Origin of the sequence: Tidjanibacter massiliensis (assembly GCF_900104605.1) — a bacterium.
GTDB lineage: Bacteria > Bacteroidota > Bacteroidia > Bacteroidales > Rikenellaceae > Tidjanibacter > Tidjanibacter inops.
Genome location: NZ_LT629960.1, coordinates 1,351,232 through 1,372,794 on the forward strand (window position 1 = coordinate 1,351,232; position 21,563 = coordinate 1,372,794).

Sequence of the window (21,563 nt, forward strand, 5' to 3'; positions counted from 1 at the left end):
TTTTTAGAGTTAATGATTTAGAGTTGACGCCACCAATCGTCACGCCGGCCGGACACATGACTTTTTGTAGCAATACAAACTTATAAATAATATAAAATACATAATATAGCATGTTAAAAGATTTTCATCTTTTATACTCTATGTAATTTTTCACACACACGTTAAAAGTATAGGAACAGCGGTCCGGCCGGAAGCAGGAGCCGCAAAATGCCGGACAACACACAACACACTGATATGCAACACATCCGGCAGTCTTACCGAAACCCACCGGGCGGGAAGACACAAAAAATCCGGGCGGCCAATGCCGCCCGGACCACTCTCCGTATAATCCGCGGTTCCGGTTCCGCTCACACGGAAACGCAAACCGGGTAAATCAAACTTTCGGAACGCGCCGTCAGAAGTAGAACGACAGGAAGATGTTGCCCGTCGCCGCAGTACGTACGTTGAAACCGTTGGTAGGCGTCGTGGAGTCGTGACGCTTCACAGTGTTCTCCTTCACGCTGTTGCTGGCCGTATCGAAATACTGCGTCTTGTACTCGCTCTCGCCCTGATTGACATAGGCGATGCCGAGTCCGAGTTCTCCGCCCACGGACATCTTGGGTGCGAAGAAATACTCCACGCCCACGAAACCGAATACGCCCACGCTGATGACCGGCGACCCCTTGACATCTATCGTACGTTCGCTGACCTGAGCCTGGCTGTCGGTATTGAAGTTCCAGGTCCACGGGTCGGGATAGGTCGCGCTCATCTCGTTACCGTACTTGTAGTGGGTGGTCACGTTGTTGTAGGATGCGGTGAGCTGAGCCCCGTAGAAGCCTTGCAGACGGCCGTAACCGCGCCTCCACTCGTAGCCGACGTTAATGCCGAAGCCCTGGTTGCTCTTCTCCATGCGGTCGGTGACGGTAGCGCCTGCCGCCGTATTGCTCGTGGGGTTGCCATAATAATAGTCCGTCCCGAAATTAACGGTCAGGCCGGCACGGATAGCCTGGTTGTCGGCCGTGAAGAACTTCATGTTGAGGCCAGCTCCGAGGCTGCTGAACGTGGGAGCCGAATTGGAACCGTCACGGGTGAACATGTTGCCCAGATAGGTAAAGAACGGAGTCGTACTGATACCTATCGACATGTCGCCGGCCTGGGGAAGGATGGGGGCACCCTTCTTGTTGGTAAGAACCGGTTTCTCTTCGACCACGATAAGGGTCTGGGCCGATGCCGTAGCCGCTACACACAGAATGGCTGCAAGCGAGATAAAAAGTCTTTTCATAATTCAGATAATTTAATTGGTTTAACGAAACTAAATGGTTTCTCTTTCTTACGAGTTTTGCAAATATTAAACCAAATGCGTGCCACACCTCCCTTTTCGGGCCGCCGACAAAGGCAAAAACCCTTCCGCCTCACGGCTGGAAGGGTTCAATTTCATCATAATCAACCTATTGCCCGTCAAAGATTCTCAAGGCAGTAATCGACCATTTTCTGCCGGACATGGAAACGCCCGTTGGGTACCATCGAATGGTTGTCGTCCGGATATATCATCATGTCGAACTTCTTTCCGGCCCGCACCAGTTCATAGGCCATCTTGTAGCTGTTCTGCGGATGGACGTTGTCGTCCGCAGAACCGTGCATCAGCAGCAACCGCCCCTTCAGCCGGTCGGCATAATAAACGGGCGAAGGGATGTCGTAACCGTCGGGATTCTCCTGCGGCAGACCGTTCACCCGCTCGGTATAGACCGAATCGTAGTAGCGCCACGAGGTTACCGGGGCAACCGAAATGGCCATACTGAATACGTCGGCCCCTTTCAGAATGCAGTTGAGCGACATGAAACCGCCATAGCTCCAGCCGTATATGCCTATCCGGGAGGCATCCACGTAAGGCAGCCCGGCCACGTACCGTGCAAGGGCTATCTGGTCTTCCGTTTCGAGCAGCCCCATCTGCCCGTAGGTAAGTTTCTTGAACCATTCGCCCCGACCGCCCGTACCGCGCGGGTCCATGCAGACCACAAGGTAGCCCTGCTGCACGAGGGCATCCTCCCAGTCCACGAACCAACGGTCGAGCACCTGCTGCGAGGCCGGCCCGCTGTACTGTGTGAAGAGTACGGGATAACTCCCGCCTGGGTCGAAATCCGCCGGTTTGACGATATAGCAGTTGAGTTCTATCCGACGCCCCTCGTGGGTAACGGGAAAGGTAAAGAACTCCCTGACCGGATACCCTACCGAGGCGATGTACTCCTTCAGTTCCGCATTATCCTCCAGCGTACGCAGCAGTCGGCCCCGGCTGTCGTGAAGCGTCACCGTATTGGGCATCGAGGAGTTGGAGAAGTAGCTGATATAGTATTTGCACCCCTCGCTCGGCGCGATGGCATAGGTGCCCTCACCTTTGGTGAGCCGACGTTTTCCCTTGCCGTTCGTCCCCACCACATAGAGGTTGTTGCGCAGCGGGGAGGTCTCGTTGGAGAGGAACCACACCCGCTCGTCCGTCGCACATACGAGGCTGCGCACCTCCCATTCGCCCTCGGTCAGCGGATAGAGGAAACCCCTCTCCATGCTGTACATATAAAGGTGCGAAAAACCGGTACGGGTCTCGTTCTTCACGATGAAACGGTCACCGTCGGAGAGGAAAGTCACCGTTCCCATGCCGATGTTGTCGATGTATTTGTCCGAACGCTCCTCGTATATCATCTTCCGAGTTCCCTTCAGGTCGTCCACGAAAACTTCCAGATGGTTCTGAAGCCGGTTGATACGGTAGAAACAGAGAGCGCCGGCAGGCGTCCAGCCGAAGAAGGGGAGATACTGGTCGCGCTCCGGGCCGACATCCACATGCGTCGTCCGTCCGCTCGCCAGGTCGTACACATGGAGCGAAACCGCCGAATTGGCCTCGCCCGCCATCGGATATTTGTAGGTGAAGCGCCGCGGATAGCGGGGTGCCGTCACGTCGTCTTCCGGAGTGCTTCCGTCCGGGCCGTAAAGGTCGAGTGAATAGTCGCGCACACCGCTCTCGTCGAACCGCAGGAAGGCGAGTTTCTTCCCGTCGGGCGACCAGCGGAGCGCATCCTCCAAGCCCCACTCCTCCTCATACACCCAGTCGGGCATACCGTTGATAATGTGGTTGGGTACACCGTCGGTCGTGACCGCCGTCTCGCGCCCCGTAGCCAGTTCCTTTACATAGATGTTGTTGCGCAGTACGAAGGCCACCCGCTCCCCGTCGGGAGAGAAGACCGCATACCGCAGGCTGTCGCTCTCGTGCAGCGGAGCGGCCTCACCCGATTCTGTATCGTACACCACATAAGAAGAGTAGGCCGAACGGCGATACAACGGTTTTCCGTCGAGACGGAACAGCACTTTGTCCTCCGCGGGACTAAGCCGGTAATCGGCGATGCGCTGCCATGCCGCACCGATATCTTCCGGCGAAGCCAGCACCCCCTCCCGGTCGCCCGACGCATAGGAAAAGACGACCACCCGGCCGCTGTCGAGCACCGTATAATGTTCTCCGTCCGCCATCGACCTCAGTCCCGCGACGGTGCGCTGCGCGAACTTGCCGGCAGCGATATCCGCATAAGTAAACTGCGGGGAGGCGCCGTATGCCGTACATGCGACGGCGGCCAACCCCAGCAACAATCCGAGTTTCCTCATGATAACCTGTTTATTAACTTAAATTCCAATATCCCGTCGGCCGACACGGCTCTCTCCGCCCGCCGTGCGGCACCGGAACGCCCCGATACAACCGCATACTCCGCGACTCCGCGCACTATACGCACGCTTTCAGGCTCATGTCGAGGCTCCGTATCTGGTGCGTCAGCGCACCCACCGAGACGTAATCCACACCGCATTCGGCATACGCCCGCATCGTCTCCTCCCGGATACCCCCCGAAGACTCCGTTTCGCAGCGACCGGCGATACGACGCACCCCTTCGCGCGTCATCTCCACCGTGAAGTTGTCGAACATGATGCGGTCGGCCCCCCCTGCGGCGAACACCTCGTCGATATCCTCCAGCGAACGCACCTCCACTTCGATAGGCAACTGCCGTCCGGTATCGGCCAGGTAGCCGCGCACGGCTCCCAGCGCATTGGCGATGCCGCCGGCAAAGTCGATGTGGTTGTCCTTGAGCAGTATCATATCGAAAAGTCCCATGCGGTGATTCTCGCCGCCGCCGAGCTTGACGGCCATCTTGTCGAGCACCCGCATACCGGGCGTGGTCTTGCGCGTATCGAGCACCCGGCAGTGCGTGCCCTCCAGCAGCTTCACGTATGCGGCCGTCTGAGTCGCCACGCCGCTCATGCGCTGCATGATATTGAGCACGATACGCTCCGCCTGCAGGAGCGACAGGATGCGCCCCTCCACGTAGAAAGCGATGTCACCCCGGCGCACGCACGCACCGTCCTCTATCCGCTGGTCGAAGGCCACGCTGCCGTCGAGCCGGTCGAAGACCATCCGCGCCACTTCGATTCCGGCGATGATACCGTCCTGTTTGACGAGCAACTGCATCTTCCCGCGGGCATCCGCGGGAATGGTGGCGAGCGACGTGTGGTCGCCGTCGCCGATGTCTTCCCGGATGGCAAGCTCGATGAGCTCCTCCACGAAGGGAATGTATTCCTTTTTCATACCGATTCTTTTATGCCAATATGCTGCAAAAATAATCATTACCGCCGAGCCGCACCAACCGCCGGGCAGTTTTTTCCCTTCATACCGCCCCGTTCCGTGACGGTATGCGCCGGAATACCTACCGAAAACCCCTTCCACAGCGGCAATCTCCCGGACAAGCGAAGAAGTATAATACCATAATTAGACTTCATTATAATATTTTTCATATCTTTACAGGGTAATCCACCTGCATGAACACACCCACCATATCCCAATATGCCGAAAGCGTATGCCACCCTTACGGCCGTTTCCGCACCCTCGGAGAACCGGCCGTCGAACGCGATGCCTACGGGGAACCCCTGCTCTATGCAGGAGGCAATGCGGCGGTGTTCAAAGTATGGCTCGCAGGCAGACCCTATGCGCTGAAATGCTACACCCGACCGGGAAAACGCAACGGCATGCTCTACGCATACCTCGCCGGACGCCGGACGCCGCTGCTCTGCGAAGTCCGGTACCTACCCGAAGAACTCTACATCTATGGCCCGGACGGAGAAGGGGCGTGGTACGATACCGTGCTGACCGAGTGGGCCGACGGGGATTCGCTTGGATACGCCGTAAGGAGAGCGCTCCATCACCGCGATACGGAGAGAATGGCCGCCCTGTCCCGTGGTTTCGACGCGATGGTCGCCGCACTGCTCTCCATGCCGTGGGCACACGGCGACCTGAAACCGGGGAACATCACGGTCGGGACTGACGGCACGATGCGGCTGCTCGACTACGACGCCATGTACATTCCCGGCATCGACGCGCCCGGAGCACCCGAAACGGGTACCCCGCAGTTCAACCACCCCTCCCGCAACGCCTCCTTCTTCTCGAAAAGCATCGACGACTATCCCGCGGCACTCATCTCGGCAGCACTGCGCACACTCGCCGCCGACCTTTCATTCGCCGACGGGGCCGACCTGACGGACTCGCTGCTTTTCACTCCGCCGGAGCTCTTCGCACGCCGGTCTGAGCGATATGCCAAAGCCCTCACGGAGGCGGCACGGCGGGGCGATGCCGTCACCTACCGTCTGCTCGCCCTCCTGCTCTCACCGACACCGGCACTTCCGTCCCTCGGCGGAATCATCCGGTTCGCGACGAACGGAAACGACGCGCTCCCGGCCGGAAATACCGCACCGGAACCCTTCCTGCGCGACGGTGCATGGGGATACGAAACGGCCGGACACGAAACCGTCCCTCCGCTGTTCGACACGGCTCTCCGCTTTACCGAAGGGCTCGCCGTAGTGGAAACGGGCGGCTTCCGTCACTTCATCGACCCCACGGGACACACGGCCATCGTGGGCAGCGGATACGACCATCTGAAGCCCTTCCGCAGCGGTGTGGCGGCCGTCAGACGGGCAGGCCGGTGGAGCTGTATCGACCGCCGGGGCAATCCGGTAGAGTCACCCTCCGACAACGGCCGGAAGGGTATCCCGGAAGCCGGCGGAGAAGAAAACCGGTAAAAGCCGTATCCGGCGTGGCAAGAGGAACGGGCAGCAGGAGACGGCGGAAAAAGAGCAACATGCCGGATACCGTGCGACAGGAAACGGACAGAACCCGGCCGGTCCGGCAAGGAAGACACGCGACAAACCAACAACATACGATGTACAAGGCAAAGATAACCCGAGAACACCGGACGGCATTCATCATCCTCTGCGACCGCTCCGGCTCCATGGCCGAAGAGACACGGTTCGGCGGGCAGGTCATGCGAAAGGCCGAAGCGGTCGCCTGCATCATCAACATGCTGCTCGGCGAACTCATCCACCGCTCCCGGCGCGACGACGGAATAAGGGATTACTTCGACATCGCCGTTCTCGGATACTCCGGCAGCGGAGTGCAGCCCTTGCTCCCCGCCGGCGACCGGGAACGGTTCATCGGCATCGGCGACCTCGTCCGTCTGCCTGCGCCGGTGCAGCAGCGCCGTATGCTGCGCACGCTGCCCGGCGGAAGACAGACGGCGGTGGAAATCGGACAGCGGCAGTGGATAACCCCCGAAGCGAACGGCGACACCCCCATGTGCAGAGCACTGTCGGCAGCCGCCGTACTGGCAGGAGCGTGGTGTGCCGTCCCCCGCAACCGCGACAGCTTTCCGCCCATCGTCCTCAACATCACCGACGGCGAAGCTTCCGATGCCACGCCGCAAACCCTGCTCGCCGAAGCCGGCAGCATCAAATCCGTCGCCACACGCGACGGGAATGTCCTTCTTTTCAACATCCACCTGGCCGGAAGCGGCACGCAGACCTCCGCACAGTGCTTCCCCTCGAACAGGGAGGAACTCCCCTACATCCGGTATGCCGACCTGCTCTACGACATGTCGAGCGAGCTACCCGCCTGTTACGACGACCTGATACTCGCCTCGCGCCCCGGAGCCTGCCCGCCGTTCCGGGCGGTCGGCTACAACTGTCCCGTGGAAGAGCTCTTCGCCATGCTGGCCATCGGTACGGCCAGCTCCTCCTTCGTGATATGACGCGACCGGGTCCGACCATAGCCGCCATCGCCGAAAGCCTGCTCCATCCGCAGGGAAGGTTCCGCAGGCTCTCCGGGGTAACCCCCGTCACGGACACAAACGGCGTACCCCGCTTCACCGTCACGGCGGAAACGGCGGATTTCGAGGCGGAAGCCGACGGTACGCCCTGTCTGCTCAGGTTCTCCCTCGGCGAGAATACGCGCCTGCGCCGTAACGCACAGGAACATCCCTTTCCCAAAGGCGGTGAAAGGTTCTTCATCGCCCCCTACGAATACCTGTACGAAGAGATGCTCTTCTTCGACGGTACGGGAACCCCGCAACGTACCGACCTTCTGCTCGAACGGCTCCCGCCCGGCGCCCTCCGGCTCCCCGATTTCGTCCGCACCCACCTCGACCGTAACGGAGCCTCCATCCTCCGCCGTCTGCTGGAGAGCGTGGCCGAAATGTACCGGACATTCGATGCCGAAGGTATCGTACACGGACACCTCAAAACGGCCAACATCCTCGTCACTGCCGACGGCCGGCCCACGGCCATCCGCTGTCTCCACAGCCACAGCCGCGACGCCCGAAACGACCGTTCGGCATTGCTGCGGCTCTCCCTCGCCGTCTATGTTTCGGCCTGTATGCCGCCGCTCTTCCATATGCTGTGGACCTCCCCGACAGCAGAGGCGTGGCTGCCGGCACTCTTTACACAGGCCGAATTCGACCGGAATACGCCCCTGATACGCATCGCGGCAGCCGCCGCAGCAGACAGTACCCCTCCCCTACACGCGCTTCCGCCGGAACTGCTCCGGTCACCCGGCCCCGAAGAGACCGCCGCACTGCTCGATACGCTGGCCGCACTGCCCTTCGCCCCCATGCCGTTGTTGGAAGCGCTGCTGGAAACGGCAGCGAATACCTCCGCTCACGCCACGGCACACGATATCACCGTACCCTACACGGCAACGGAAACAGCCGGCCCGCAGACGATACTCCTCGATACCGAGACATGCGAGCACATCGGACGTCCGGCCGACACGGTCGTGCGCTACTGTAAAAACGGCCTGTGGGGATACGCCGACGCGGAACTGCGGCCACTGACAGCTCCGGTGTTCACCCGGGCGGACGAATTTTACGAAGGCCGGGCCGCCGCGGGAAATACCGGCGGGGTCGGTCTGATAGACCGCAGCGGCGGATTTGTCATGGAACCGCGCTTCGAAGCGCTCGAATGGTACGGCGAATGGAACGTGGCGGCGGCCTGCCTTGACGGCGAATGGAATCTCTACGACCGGTGCGGAAAGCGGCTGACGGCCTCCGGATACGACTGGATGGCTCCGCCGGCGGAGGGGACGCTCCTTGTCCGGCGCAGGGAGCGGTTCGGGTTCATCGACCTGACCGGCCAACCCGTCACGGAGCTGCGTTACGAGGAGGCTTTCTCCTTCAGCGACGGCCGGGCACTCGTCCGCACCGGCCATACCGCATACTTCATCGACCGGGAAGGACGACGGATAAAATAACAGCCGACGTACACGGCGGCAACGGACAGGCCCGACGCAAACGGGCTTTCCGGAGACAACACACGCCCGCATTCCGCCCGGCCCGCAGACAACCGCCCGCGACAGGCAACCGAAAGAGATATGCCGCAATACGAAAAGAGGGCAAACACACGGAAGATACAGCCCTGCGGCCGGAGCTTTCCGGCTATGCAGCCGTCATTTCTGCCGGGCTATCAGCACCACGGCATTGGCCTCCACCCCCTCCTCGCGGCCGACGAAGCCGAGCCGTTCGGTCGTGGTCGCCTTGACCGACACACGAGAAACATCCACGCCCAGCACGCCGGCCAGCCTCCGGCGCATGGCATCGATGTGGGGACGCAGCCGAGGACGCTGCATGGCGATGGTCACATCGGCATTCACCACACCGAATCCTTCACCGGCCAGCAGTTCCATACACCGTTCCAGCAGCACCATGCTGTCTATCCCGGCATACTCCGCCGCCGTATCCGGAAAATGGAGCCCGATATCGCCCAGAGCGGCGGCACCGAGCAGGGCATCGCACAGCGCATGCACGGCCACGTCGCCGTCCGAATGGGCCACGCATCCCCTGTCGTGCTCCAGGTCGACTCCGCAAAGCCTCAGGCGCAGCCCCGGCGCGAGGGCATGCACGTCATAACCGTGCCCCACCCGGAGGCAATCGGCAAAAGTCCTATCCATAACAGTCAGTTTGAGGATTGCAAGTTACGCATATTTTCACTATTTTTACATTTCCTTGCCGACGGCGGGAAAAGGCTAAAATCCCGAAACAACATATTAAATGATAATCAAGGCGCTGCACAGGAGCGTGCTGCTCTCCGGCCGGAACACCCCGCCGCAAGAGGCCGGCACCGCATGCCGCAGGGCCGCAAAAACGCAAAAGCTATGTCAGAAATCAGCAGGCTCGAACCGAGGGCCGTATGGGAAATCTTCGACGAAATCACTCAGGTTCCCCGACCCTCCAAAAAAGAGGAGAAAATCATCGCCTACCTGGAAGGGTTCGCCAGAAAACACAGTCTCGACTACAGGAAAGACACGGCCGGCAACATCGTGATGTACAAGAAAGCCACGCCTTCGATGGCCGGCAAACCCACCGTCGTGCTCCAGAGCCACATGGACATGGTGTGCGAGAAGAACGCCGACGTCGCCTTCGACTTCATGACCGACCCGATACAGCCCTACATCGACGGCGAATGGGTGAAGGCGCGCGGCACGACGCTCGGTGCCGACGACGGCATCGGCATGGCCACCGCCCTGGCACTCATCACGGCCGAGGGTGTAGAGCATCCCGACCTCGAAGCGTTATTCACGGTGGACGAGGAGACGGGCCTTACCGGTGCGTTCAACCTCGGCAGCGACATGCTCTCGGGCCGCTACCTCATCAACCTCGACTCGGAAGACGACGGCGAGATTTTCATCGGCTGCGCCGGCGGCGTCGATACGGTAGCGACTTTCCGCTACCGCGAAGAACCCGCCCCGGAAGGGATGACCTGGATGCAGGCCGACATCTCCGGTCTCAAAGGCGGCCATTCGGGCGACAACATCAACGACGGACTCGGCAACTCCAACAAGCTGCTCACGCGCCTGCTGCTGGCCGGAACGGAACGTATGGACCTGCGTCTGGCCTCGTTCGACGGGGGTAATCTGCGCAACGCCATTCCGCGCGAAGCGCATGCGGTATTCGGCGTCCCGGCCGGGCAAGCGGACGAGATGCGCCGACTGGCCGGACAGTTCGCCGCGACCTTCGCCGAAGAGTATAAATATACGGACGCGGGCGTCCGGCTGGAGGTCAGGGAGGCCGGCAAACCGGCGACGGTCATCGATGCCGGCACCCAGCGCTCTCTGCTGCTCGCCCTGCAGGGCGTGGCCAACGGCGTGCTCGCCATGAGCCGTTCAATGCCTGGCCTCGTGGAAACCTCCACCAACCTCGCATCGGTCAAGTTCGCCGACGGAGGGCGCATCGTCGTGACCTCCTCGCAGCGTTCCTCGGTGGAGAGCGCCAAGGCCGATGCCGCAGCCACCGTCGGAGCGGCCTTCCGGCTGGCCGGTGCCGAAGTCGAGCACGGCGAAGGTTATCCCGGCTGGAACCCCGACCCGTCGAGCCGCCTGCTCCAAATTGCGGAGGCGGCTTACGAACACCTGTTCGGCACACAGCCCAAAGTACGCGCCATCCACGCGGGGCTGGAGTGTGGACTCTTCCTCGAAAAATATCCGAAGCTCGAAATGATATCGGTCGGCCCGACGCTGCGCGGCGTACACTCGCCCGACGAACGCCTCGAAATAGCGACCGTAGACAAATTCTGGAAATTCCTTATCGAAATCCTCCGGACGCTCTGACGGTTGCGACACGTTCCTATGTCAGGGGCCCCGTAATGAACGGGGCCCCTGTTTTTTGCATGTCGATTCGACCCATGCCTGCCGGGACAACGTACCGGCGGACGGTTGCATTCCTCCCCTACATCCCGCATCTTTCCGACACTAACGGCCGAACAATGGAATTTACAATTATTTATAATATTGACTTTTATCATCCGAAACGCTAATTTCGCGCCTTGAACACGATTTCCGAGAACCCGACCGGCTCTCGTACAGTAACTGATTAAACCTTATGAAAAGATTGTACCTGACAAGCGTATCGGCACTCCTGCTACTGACCGGATGCGAACAACTGCAATCGCTGCTCGACCGACAAATCAGCGTACCGGACACCTCGCAGCTCATACAAACCGTCTCTGCCGAAAGCACCGAAGGGGAAACCACCATCGACTTCATCACCCAGGATGCCTGGCAGGCTGCAATATCCCAACCGGGCGAGGAACGCATTCCCGAATGGCTCTCCGTATCGCCCGAAAGCGGGGACGAAGGCGGAACCTACTCCATGCACATCGCACTGCTTCCAAACGAAAACAACTCGGACCGCACCGCACTCATAACGATTACCTGCGGAAAGGACGAGGTCCAAGCAAGAATCACGCAAAAAGCGACGGACGACAGCGGAAACGGCACCGGGGACGAAGATGAAGACGAAGACGAAGATTCGCTCATATTTGCCGACGGTACCCCGCAGACCCTGACCCTCCCCGCAGCAGGCGGCGAAATCGACCTCACATTCTCCGCTTCCGGCCCATGGCAGGCAGAAATAACCGATGGGGTCGAATGGATTGTCCTCTCACAGGCCGCGGGCGAAGCCGGAGAACACTCCCTCACCGTAACCGTCGCTGAAAACGCAGCCCCGGTACAACGGGCAGCCGAGATTACCTTCACATGCGGCACCTCCGCAGTAACCATCTTAATTACACAGCAGGCAACGGAAACCATCACATTTCCGGACGGTACCCCGCAGACCCTGACCCTCCCCGCAGCAGGCGGCGAAATCGACCTCACATTCTCCGCTTCCGGCCCATGGCAGGCAGAAATAACCGATGGGGTCGAATGGATTGTCCTCTCACAGGCCGCGGGCGAAGCCGGAGAACACTCCCTCACCATAACCGTCGCTGAAAACGCAGCCCCAGTACAACGGGCAGCCGAGATTACCTTCACATGCGGCACCTCCGCAGTAACCTTCTCAATTACACAGCAGGCTGCGGAAATATAAATTGCTCGCCATCGAAACGACTTCCAGCTAAACGCTCCTGCACATCCACCGATATCAGCACACGATACGGCCTGGTCGTTACGGTCGGAGAGCGGAATGAACGCTGTCGTCCGACCGTAGTCATCGAATTTCCTGCTATCCGTCCCCAAAATACGCTCCGATTTTTACATCGGGCAACTACCGAACGGACCTTTTTCCCCGATTTTCCATATCTTTGCGCCCCGCAAAAAGCAACGACAATGGAAGATTACAGAAAGATGGCCGAAGCCAATCAGCGACGGGGCCGGGAGATAATCGCCGAAACGCAGCTGGTCGAAAGCTGGGAGGCAATCGGAGCACAGGCGAACCTCATCGGCAGCCTCTCCACGGGGCTGATGATGAAGAAGCTGGACATCGACATGCACGTCTACACCGATACGCTGTCGATAAAGGAGAGTTTCCGGGCGGCGGCCCGAATCGCCTCGCATCCGGGCATCGTCCGGATGGAATACACCAATCTCATCGACACCGAAGAGGAGTGCATCGAATGGCACGCCGCCTACCGCGACCGGGACGGACGCATGTGGAAAATGGACATGATACACATCCGGCGCGGTTCGGCCTACGATGGCTTCGCCGAACGCATGGCCTCACGCATCGGCGCCGTCCTGACCGAAGAGACGCGCGACGCCATTCTGCGGCTCAAATACGAAACCCCCGACACGGAGTCCGTCATCGGAGCGGAATATTACGCGGCAGTACTCTCCGGCGGAGTGAGGGATTATGCCGGCCTCACGGCCTGGCGCGAGGCGCACCGCGGCGACAGCCTCATCGGCTGGCTGCCCTGACGGGCCGCCCCTCCGCGACGGAGAGCATCCCCGCACATCCGGTCCGGCAGCACCCGCCCCCGGCAAGCGGCATTGTCTTTCTCTCTAACCATCCCGCACAGCGATTCGAACGCGGCAACACATCTTGCCATATCGGTATCGACCGCATGCCGCCGCAACCTCCTGACCATTCCCCGTAAGTCCGTCTCACTGCGCCGACCGGCACCCCCGGAAACGCCATCCCCAAGCATACCGCAGCCTGCCACACGCCCCATATACCCCATCCGATACGGGACTGCTCCCGACAGACACGCCTCCCGCCGCGCGTATCATTACGACCGGCCGACCGTAACCGACGGACATACTCCGGCATCTGTCAGCGGAATCCTCCACCCGACCGCAAAGTCACTCCGCGCAGCGACACATTGCAGGACGACAAACGCCCCACGGCGTATGACAATGACCGGAAAACGCCGGACATCACCACAAAAAGCAACGAACCTGCACAGGGCACCCCGTCACAGAAGAAGAAACAAAAACGGAAAATTCAAGGATTCAGGACGAATACGGCTCCGCCGAAAAAAGGAATCCGCCGGTTACCGCTCCCGGTCGCCGATGTAGTCGCAGAGCAGTTCGAGCGAACGGCGGTAAACGGAATCGGGATAGGTGACAATGATGCTGCGAGCCCGCCCGAGGTACTCCTCCATGACACTCTCGGCGGCCTCGATACCCCCTTCGCGGCGGACGAACGACGAGATTTCTTCGATAAGCCCGGGATTTTCGCCCGCAGCTTTCACTTTCTCCATGATGCGTGCTCGTTCTTCGTCGCCGCACCGTTCGAAAATGGCTATCAGCGGAAGCGTGACCTTCCCTTCGCGCAGGTCGGCGCAGGAGGACTTGCCGGTCTGTTCGGAGGGTGCATAATCGAGGATATCGTCCTTAATCTGAAAGGCCATCCCCAAATCAAGTCCTATCTGACGGGCCATCCCCACCTCCGTGGCAGCAGCCCCCGCAGCCATGGCTCCCGCGCCGCTGCTGACCCCCATCAAGATAGCCGTTTTCTTGAAGATGATGTCGAGGTATGCCTCGCGCGAGACGCGGCGGCTACCGTTGAGCTCGCTCTGAATGAGCTCGCCCTCAACAAGTTCGGAAATGCCGGCCGTAATATAGGATACGATGTCGAACTGGGCACTCTGCATGCCGAGCGAATAGCTCCGTGCGAGGATATAATCGCCGGAAAGCACCGAAACGCGCGCGTCCCATCGGTGATGCACCGTAGGCTTGCCGTGGCGCGTATCGGAACCGTCCACCACGTCGTCGTGAACGAGCGAGGCGTTGTGTATCATCTCCACCATCAGGGCGGCCAGATAGGCCCGCTTGCCGATTCCGAACCGGGAATGGATACCGGCACAGAGAAAGACCAGCAAGGGCCGGATACCCTTGCCGCGCGAAGAGACGATATAATCCATGATGCCCGCGACGAACCTGTTGTCGCTGTACAGGGCCCGTTTCATGAACTCCTCATACTCCCCGAACACCTTTTCGAGCGGTTCCCTTATTTCACTCAACCTATCCATGCCGTTCCGACCGAACGCACAAAGGTAGTGCAAAATTCCGAGAGAATCCGCCTGCGTCCTCCCCTTCGGAGATATTTTACGCACATTTCCGTCGAAAAACCCCGCTCCGGCACCGGGAAATACGCCAACAGGACACAATAGCCGGGATACCGCAGTTCATAATCTCAACTATTTTTCGTTACTTTGCGGGATACGAAAACACAAGCCCGTTATGGACAAAAAAGGGAAATCCTTCCGCTGGCTGCCATACGTCGCGGCCCCCGTCATATTCCTGTTGGTATCGATGCTCTACTTCGCCCCCCAGTTCAGCGGGGAGAAACTCGACATGCACGACGTCACCCAGTACGTCGGAGCGAGTGCCGACATCGAACGGCACGTAGAGCAATACGGCGAAGACCCCCAGTGGACGGGCAGTTCCTTCAGCGGTATGCCCTCCTACATGATTGACTTCAAGGTACCGGCATGGCTCATCCGCCACGCCTCGAAGCTGCCCGTGCGGGCGATGGGCGAACCGGCCGTGCTCATCTTCACGGCCATGCTCTGCTTCTGGCTCATGACGCTGCTGTGGAAAGTGAACCCGTGGGTAGGCATCGTTCCGGCACTCGCCTACGGTTTTTCGACCTACACGATACTCATCATCGGAGCCGGCCACATCTCCAAGGTGTGGGCCATGGCCTACATCCCCCTGCTGATAGGAGCCATCGTCTACACCTACCGCGGACGGCACCTGTGGTTCGGGGTCGCGCTGGCGGCGCTGGCCGCTTCGCTCGAAATATCGGCCAACCACCCGCAAATCACCTACTACTTCCTGCTGGTCATCGTCGCGCTGCTGATAAACGAATTCGTCCGGTCGTACAGACATCGGGTGCTTCCGCGTTTCTGGAAGGCGTCGGGGGCGCTCCTGCTGGCCGCCGTACTGGCGGTAGGGTCCAACTTCGCACCGCTCTACTTCACCGCACAGCACGCCGCCGACACCACGCGGGGCGGCTCGGAACTCGCCGAGGGGGATGCCGGCGGCAAAGCGGCACAGCGGGGGCTGGATCTCGAATACGCCACGGCCTGGAGCTACGGCCGCACGGAGAGTTTCAACCTGTTCATCCCGAACCTCATGGGAGGTTCGTCGGCACAACCCTTCTCGCCGGACGGCCCGGTGGCCGAAGTTCTCGCCAATTTCGGTGCCCGTCCCGCCGACCTGCCCATCGGCACCTACTGGGGCGACCAGCCCGGTACGGCCGGCCCCACCTACCTCGGCGCCGCGGTGGTGTTCCTCGCCGTGCTCGGCCTGTTCGTTCTGCGCGGCAGCCGGAAATGGTGGCTGCTGGCAGTGAGCCTCCTCGCCCTCTTCCTCTCGTGGGGCAGCAACATGATGTGGTTCACGGAACTCTGCTTCAAAATACTGCCCGGCTACAACAAGTTCCGCGCGGTCTCGACGGCCCTCGTCATCGTCCAGTGGACCTTTCCCCTGCTGGCCTGCCTGCTGCTCTCGGAACTCTGGAAAGGCGAAATCCCTGCACGGAAAATACGCCGCGGGCTCGCATGGGCGACCGGCATCACGGGTGGCATCGCCCTGCTCTTCGCCCTTTTCGGACCGAAGATGTTCGGTTTCTCCGCTCCGGGAGACTACCCGCTGCTCTACAATATCGCCGCCCACTCCGGCTTCAACGAAGCCGGGGCGCGTCAGTTCGCCGATTACGTATCGGACGCCATGAGCGCCGAACGGGCGAAGATGCTCCGCGCCGACGCCTGGCGCTCGCTGCTCTTCGTCCTCGTCTCGGCCGGCCTCGTGCTGCTCTATGCCAAAGGGCGGATGAAACGGGGTATCCTGACCGCATGCTTCGCAGGGCTGGTCTGCCTCGACCTCATTCCCGTAGACCTGCGCTACCTCTCGTGGGACGACTTCGTTCCGGCACGGCGCACGCAACTCTATCCCACGGAGGCGGACAAGGAGATACTGAAAGATACCACACCGGGATATCGGGTGGCCAACTTTGCGGTGAACACCTTCAGCGACGCCACGACCTCCTACTTCCACCGCTCCGTCGGAGGATACCACGGTGCCAAACTGCAGCGCTATCAGGACCTCATCGACCGGCATCTCGTACCGATGAACATGGAGGTCTACAACATGCTCAACACGCGCTATTTCATCGTTCCGGAGATGTCCGGACGGCTGGAAGCGCAGTTCAATCCCGACGCCAACGGGGCCGCATGGTTCGTTGCGGAGGTGATACCGTCGGATACCCCGAACGAAGAGATTGATGCGCTGAACCGCATCGACACCAAACGGCAGGCCGTGGCCGACCGGCGTTTCACCGACCGGCTGCCGGTCACCGGCACGGCAGACACCGCCGCCTCCATCCGGCTGACCGACTACCGGGTGAACCGGCTCACCTACGAATACGATTCGGCAACGGAAGGCATCGCCGTATTTTCCGAAATATATTACGACAAGGGCTGGAAAGCCTATGTGGACGGCACGGAGGCGCCCTACTTCCGGGCCGACTACGTACTGCGGGCCATGGCGCTGCCGGCCGGACACCACACCGTGGAGTTCGTCTTCCGTGCGCCGAAGTTCCGCGAGGCATCGGCCGTGACACTCGCAGGCTCGCTCATCATCCTCATCGGATTCGCCGCAACGGCAATCTATGCGGTATGGGACGACCGGCGTAAAAAAGACCGGAACGAGAACAATAATATCCTCCCGGAAGCGTAAGAAGACGGGAAGGGACAACAAACACCGTATCAAACCATGGCTAAAGCCGAAAACACGAAAAGCCTCAGGCGTAAAGTACGCAACTCGTACATCATTTCCACGATAAGCATCGCACTCGTACTGTTCCTGCTCGGAAGCGTCGGCTACCTCATATTCAACGCCGTCCGGGCCACCGACCTGATGAAGGAGAACGTGGCCATCCATCTGATGATAAAGCAGGGCACGTCCGACGAACGGATTGCCGAAATAGGCCGGGAGCTAGGTGCCCACGAGGCCGTCAAGGAGGTGACATTCGTCCCCAAGGCAGTGGCTGCGGAGAATTTCAAGGAACAGATAGGAAGCGACTTCGTGGAGTTTCTCGCCTTCAATCCCCTGCCCGATGCCTACGAAGTGAAACTGCACGCACAGTATTCCGACAAGGATTATGTCCGCAAGTTCGAAAAGGAGGCCGCTTCCTGGAACGGCATCGAAGAGGTGGTCTATCAGCGGGCCGTGGTGGAACAGATAGGCTCCAACATCAACAAGTTCAATCTCGTCCTGCTGCTCTTCGGAGGCGCCCTGCTGGTCATTGCACTCATCCTGCTCAACAACACCATCCGCCTGACCATCTATTCCAAACGCTACCTGATAAATACGATGAAGCTCGTCGGGGCTTCCAAATGGTTCATCATGAAACCGTTCCTTCTGCGCAGCATCCTCCACGGCGTCTACGCATGGCTCATCGCCGCGGCGATGTTCCTCGCGCTCGTGGCGGGACTCGGCGAAGGGCTCCCCGAAGTGACCTTTCTGGCGGAGAGCCGACCGGTCTATTACGTCCTCTGCGGTATGCTGCTGCTGGGGATTCTGATATCGGCGCTGTTCACCCTCTTCGCGGTGAACAAATTCGTCCGGATGAACACCACGAAAATCAATCTCTACTGATTCACCGGGGCCGATGCGGCATTCCGGCACGGGAAAACGACGGAAAAATCAGAGTCAATATATGTAAGATATGGCACAGACGACAAAGGGAAAAGGCGGCGCACCGGCCGCATCGAAAAACGGAGCCGAACAGCGGAAAGAGGCGGAGGCCCGCATGCCGCTCGGACGCAAAAACTACCTTTTCATGCTCATCGGACTGGGAATCATCATTCTCGGTTTCATCCTGATGAGCGGAGGCGGCAGCGACGACCCGAACGTATTCGACTACTCGATGTTCAGCTTTCGGCGCATCACGCTCGCTCCGGTGGTGGTACTCGCCGGATTCGGATTCGAGCTGTTCGCCATCATGAAAAAATTCAAGGAGTAGAGAGTCATGTCGGTACTTGAAGCCATCATCATGGGCATCCTGCAGGGGCTCACGGAGTTCCTGCCGGTCAGCAGCAGCGGCCACCTCGAAATCGCCAACTACCTGTTCGGCATAGAGGCCGAAAGCAACCTGCAGTTCACCATGGCGGTGCATGCGGCTACCGTGCTGAGCACCATCACCGTCTTTTTCCGTCAGATAGTGGAGCTGTTCAAAGGGCTGTTCCGATTCCGGATGAACGAAGAGACCCGATATGTCATCAACCTGCTCATCTCCATGATACCCATTGCCGTCGTCGGCTTCTTCTTCAAGGACGCCATCGAGGGACTCTTCACCTCCAATCTGGTGCTGGTGGGCATCATGCTGCTCGTCACGGCGTGCCTGCTGACCTTTGCAGGACTTGCCAAACCGCGCACCGGAACGATAACGCCCAAAAACGCATTCATCATCGGCCTCGCACAGGCACTGGCCGTCCTGCCCGGTCTGTCGCGCTCGGGCACGACCATCTCCACCGGTCTGCTGCTGGGAGTACAGCGGAGCGAAGTCTCCAAATTCTCTTTCCTCATGGTGCTCGTTCCCATCATCGGCATGAACCTGCTGGAGCTGATTGGTGCGCCGACGGGAGGAGAAGGCATCGGGACGTGGCAGCTCGTGGGCGGTTTCGCCGCGGCCTACCTCACCGGTACGCTCGCCTGCCGCTGGATGATTCGCATCGTGAACCGGGGCAAACTCACCTGGTTCGCCGTCTACTGCGTCGCCGTCGGCCTTCTTTCCATCGGATTCGGCATTTTCCATTAGGCTGCGGACGACATTGACCCAAACACAAAACAAGCGGAATTGAAAGAACCATTTTCCAAAGAGACAAATTTCAGGGAGGGATACGTGCTCGTCGTGGACAAACCGCTGGGCTGGACATCCACCGACGTGGTACGCAAAGTCAAGTTCATGCTCCGCCACAATGGACTGCGGAACCTGAAGGTCGGCCATGCGGGCACGCTCGACCCGCTCGCCACGGGCGTACTCGTCGTATGCCTCGGCAAAGCCACCAAATCAGTGGAAGCGTTGCAGGCCGAGGAGAAGGAGTATGTGGCGGAAATGAAACTCGGCGCGACCACTCCGAGTTTCGACATGGAACATCCGGAGGATGCCGCCTATCCCTGGGAACACATCACGCGTGAAGAGGTGGAACAGGCCCTCGCCGCCCTGACCGGCGAACGGCTGCAGATGCCGCCGCTTTACTCCGCCAAGAAAATCGACGGGCAGCGTGCCTACGAATACGCCCGCGAAGGCGAAGAGGTGAAACTCCGGGCTGCCCCAATCAACATCTACGCCATGGAGCTGCTCGAATACGACCTGCCCCGCATCAGGATACGGGTGGTGTGCAGCAAGGGTACCTACATCCGTTCGCTCGCCCGCGAAATAGGCGAAGCACTCGGCAGCGGGGCCTACCTCACCTCGCTCCGCCGGACACGCAGCGGCCGGTTCACTGCCGAGGAGGGATACTCCATGGACGAAATAATAAACATCCTGAAATAACCGTTATCGAATCGGAGACTTCCGAAACTGCAGGAGATGCACGGCCAGCCATGTACAGCACCGGATGCAGCGGCAACCGCCGGAGCCTGTCCGGGCGGGAAGCACGGGTACTGACGGAAAAAACGGCACGGGTGAAACAAACCCGTTTTTTTTTCGTATAATAATTATTCGGTCCCTGTTTGTACAGAAGCCGCAACGTTGCTTACGACAAAACATCGCTATATAAATTCCCGGGAATAAAGGATGAAACTTTCACAGTACAATTACAACTTTTCGCCGGAACTGCTGGCGAAATATCCTGCCGACAACCGCGACGAATCGCGGCTTATGGTGGTAGAACGCAAAACAGGCAAGATAGAGCACCGCATCTTCAAGGAGATCATCGACTACTTCAACGAAAAGGACGTCTTCATCTTCAACAACACGAAGGTTTTCCCCGCAAGGCTCTACGGGAACAAGGAGAAGACAGGCGCGGAAATAGAAATCTTCCTGCTGAGAGAACTGAACCGCGACCTGCGCCTGTGGGACGTACTCGTGGACCCGGCAAGGAAGATACGCATAGGCAACAAACTCTACTTCGGCGACGACGACCTGCTGGTGGCCGAAGTGATAGACAACACCACCTCGCGCGGACGCACGCTCCGCTTCCTGTTCGACGGCACCTATGAGGAGTTCCGGGCCGCACTCTACAAACTCGGCGAAACACCCCTCCCCAAATGGATACGCGACAAGGTGGAGCCGATTGACGAAGAGCGCTATCAGACGATATTCGCCACCGAAGAGGGGGCGGTAGCCGCCCCTACGGCGGGTCTGCACTTCAGCAAACACCTCATGAAACGCCTCGAAATCAAAGGCATCGAATCGGCCATGATAACACTGCACGTCGGGCTCGGCAACTTCCGCACCGTGGATGTGGAAGACCTCACGAAACACAAGATGGATTCGGAGCAGGTGCATATCCCCGAAGAGGCGGCTGCCAAAGTGAACCGCGCCAAGGAGGGAGGGCACCGCGTCTGTGCGATAGGGACGACCGTCCAGCGGGCCATCGAAAGCAGCGTATCGACCAACGGCATGCTGAAACCGTGCGACGGATGGACGAACAAATTCATCTTCTGTCCCTACGATTTCAGCGTGGCCGACTCGATGGTCTCCAACTTCCACCTCCCCTGTTCGACGCAGTTGATGCTCGTCGCAGCATTCGGCGGCTACGAAACTGTCATGCACGCCTACAAGGTGGCGATAGAGGAAGGCTACCGTTTCGGCACCTACGGCGACGCCATGCTGCTGCTCTGACGGGAACGACTTCCCCACGGCACCGGCCGGAGCGAATGCGATGCGTGCGGGGTTGCAACCCCGCACGCATCGCATTCAGAAACAAACGATTGCACGGGAAAAGACTTCCCGAGGGGAATCTTTTTTATCCGACACGTCCGGTTTCATTGGAAATTAATTCGTATC

At 59.6% G+C, this 21,563-nt stretch carries 17 protein-coding genes; 12 read left to right on the top strand and 5 right to left on the bottom strand.

Annotated features, from left to right (window positions below):
• Nucleotides 1-394 precede the first annotated feature (394 nt).
• The 3 genes from BQ5361_RS06710 to nadC form a co-directional block, all read right to left on the bottom strand.
• Entirely contained in the window at nt 395-1,261 is an 867-nt protein-coding gene (locus BQ5361_RS06710) for a hypothetical protein (RefSeq protein WP_022064046.1), read from the bottom strand.
• Nucleotides 1,262-1,437: 176 nt separating this feature from the next.
• Nucleotides 1,438-3,624, bottom strand: coding sequence for a S9 family peptidase (locus BQ5361_RS06715; RefSeq protein WP_035472229.1), 2,187 nt, complete (start codon nt 3,622-3,624; stop codon nt 1,438-1,440).
• Between the two features lie 115 nt (nt 3,625-3,739).
• Nucleotides 3,740-4,594, bottom strand: a complete 855-nt coding sequence (gene nadC, locus BQ5361_RS06720) for a carboxylating nicotinate-nucleotide diphosphorylase (protein WP_035472395.1) — start codon at nt 4,592-4,594, stop codon at nt 3,740-3,742.
• Nucleotides 4,595-4,824: 230 nt separating this feature from the next.
• Here nadC and BQ5361_RS06725 point away from each other — a divergent pair, with 230 nt between their 5' ends.
• The 3 genes from BQ5361_RS06725 to BQ5361_RS06735 all read left to right on the top strand — a co-directional run bounded on the left by BQ5361_RS06725 (nt 4,825) and on the right by BQ5361_RS06735 (nt 8,578).
• Nucleotides 4,825-6,078 carry a WG repeat-containing protein gene (locus tag BQ5361_RS06725; protein WP_052130988.1) on the top strand — a complete coding sequence of 418 codons (1,254 nt, stop codon included), beginning with the start codon at nt 4,825-4,827 and terminating at the stop codon, nt 6,076-6,078.
• Nucleotides 6,079-6,218: 140 nt separating this feature from the next.
• Nucleotides 6,219-7,082, top strand: a complete 864-nt coding sequence (locus BQ5361_RS06730) for a vWA domain-containing protein (RefSeq protein WP_035472226.1) — start codon at nt 6,219-6,221, stop codon at nt 7,080-7,082.
• Nucleotides 7,079-8,578: a WG repeat-containing protein gene (locus BQ5361_RS06735; protein WP_035472223.1), complete on the top strand. Its 1,500-nt coding sequence runs from the start codon at nt 7,079-7,081 to the stop codon at nt 8,576-8,578. Before BQ5361_RS06730 ends, BQ5361_RS06735 begins: the two co-directional genes overlap by 4 nt.
• A gap of 195 nt (nt 8,579-8,773) precedes the next feature.
• Here the strand turns inward: BQ5361_RS06735 and ispF are convergent, their stop codons facing one another.
• A complete protein-coding gene (gene ispF / locus BQ5361_RS06740; RefSeq protein WP_022064040.1) occupies nt 8,774-9,274 on the bottom strand; it encodes a 2-C-methyl-D-erythritol 2,4-cyclodiphosphate synthase in 501 nt (166 codons plus the stop codon).
• A gap of 204 nt (nt 9,275-9,478) precedes the next feature.
• On the opposite strand from ispF, the gene BQ5361_RS06745 reads away from it, so the two are divergent.
• The 3 genes from BQ5361_RS06745 to BQ5361_RS06755 all read left to right on the top strand — a co-directional run bounded on the left by BQ5361_RS06745 (nt 9,479) and on the right by BQ5361_RS06755 (nt 13,015).
• Nucleotides 9,479-10,930 carry an aminoacyl-histidine dipeptidase gene (locus tag BQ5361_RS06745; RefSeq protein ID WP_035472389.1) on the top strand — a complete coding sequence of 484 codons (1,452 nt, stop codon included), beginning with the start codon at nt 9,479-9,481 and terminating at the stop codon, nt 10,928-10,930.
• A gap of 271 nt (nt 10,931-11,201) precedes the next feature.
• Nucleotides 11,202-12,188, top strand: a complete 987-nt coding sequence (locus BQ5361_RS06750; RefSeq protein WP_035472220.1) for a BACON domain-containing protein — start codon at nt 11,202-11,204, stop codon at nt 12,186-12,188.
• Nucleotides 12,189-12,427: 239 nt separating this feature from the next.
• Nucleotides 12,428-13,015 carry a hypothetical protein gene (locus BQ5361_RS06755; protein WP_035472217.1) on the top strand — a complete coding sequence of 196 codons (588 nt, stop codon included), beginning with the start codon at nt 12,428-12,430 and terminating at the stop codon, nt 13,013-13,015.
• Between the two features lie 575 nt (nt 13,016-13,590).
• Here BQ5361_RS06755 and BQ5361_RS06760 read toward each other — a convergent pair.
• Nucleotides 13,591-14,571 carry a polyprenyl synthetase family protein gene (locus tag BQ5361_RS06760; RefSeq protein ID WP_022064036.1) on the bottom strand — a complete coding sequence of 327 codons (981 nt, stop codon included), beginning with the start codon at nt 14,569-14,571 and terminating at the stop codon, nt 13,591-13,593.
• A 211-nt stretch (nt 14,572-14,782) separates the two neighbouring features.
• Between BQ5361_RS06760 and BQ5361_RS06765 the strand changes: the two genes are divergently transcribed.
• The 6 genes from BQ5361_RS06765 (at nt 14,783) to queA (ending at nt 21,398) form a co-directional block, all read left to right on the top strand.
• Nucleotides 14,783-17,284, top strand: coding sequence for a YfhO family protein (locus BQ5361_RS06765; RefSeq protein WP_035472214.1), 2,502 nt, complete (start codon nt 14,783-14,785; stop codon nt 17,282-17,284).
• Nucleotides 17,285-17,320: 36 nt separating this feature from the next.
• A complete protein-coding gene (locus tag BQ5361_RS06770; RefSeq protein WP_022064034.1) occupies nt 17,321-18,205 on the top strand; it encodes a cell division protein FtsX in 885 nt (294 codons plus the stop codon).
• A 154-nt stretch (nt 18,206-18,359) separates the two neighbouring features.
• Nucleotides 18,360-18,572 (top strand): DUF3098 domain-containing protein, encoded by a 213-nt coding sequence (locus BQ5361_RS06775; RefSeq protein ID WP_257526251.1) that lies wholly within the window; start codon nt 18,360-18,362, stop codon nt 18,570-18,572.
• A gap of 6 nt (nt 18,573-18,578) precedes the next feature.
• Nucleotides 18,579-19,367 carry an undecaprenyl-diphosphate phosphatase gene (locus BQ5361_RS06780; RefSeq protein WP_035472211.1) on the top strand — a complete coding sequence of 263 codons (789 nt, stop codon included), beginning with the start codon at nt 18,579-18,581 and terminating at the stop codon, nt 19,365-19,367.
• Between the two features lie 39 nt (nt 19,368-19,406).
• Nucleotides 19,407-20,105, top strand: coding sequence for a tRNA pseudouridine(55) synthase TruB (gene truB, locus BQ5361_RS06785; protein ID WP_022064031.1), 699 nt, complete (start codon nt 19,407-19,409; stop codon nt 20,103-20,105).
• Between the two features lie 243 nt (nt 20,106-20,348).
• On the top strand, nt 20,349-21,398 hold the full coding sequence (gene queA / locus BQ5361_RS06790; RefSeq protein ID WP_022064030.1) for a tRNA preQ1(34) S-adenosylmethionine ribosyltransferase-isomerase QueA: 1,050 nt from the start codon (nt 20,349-20,351) through the stop codon (nt 21,396-21,398).
• The last annotated feature ends 165 nt before the right edge of the window (nt 21,399-21,563 follow it).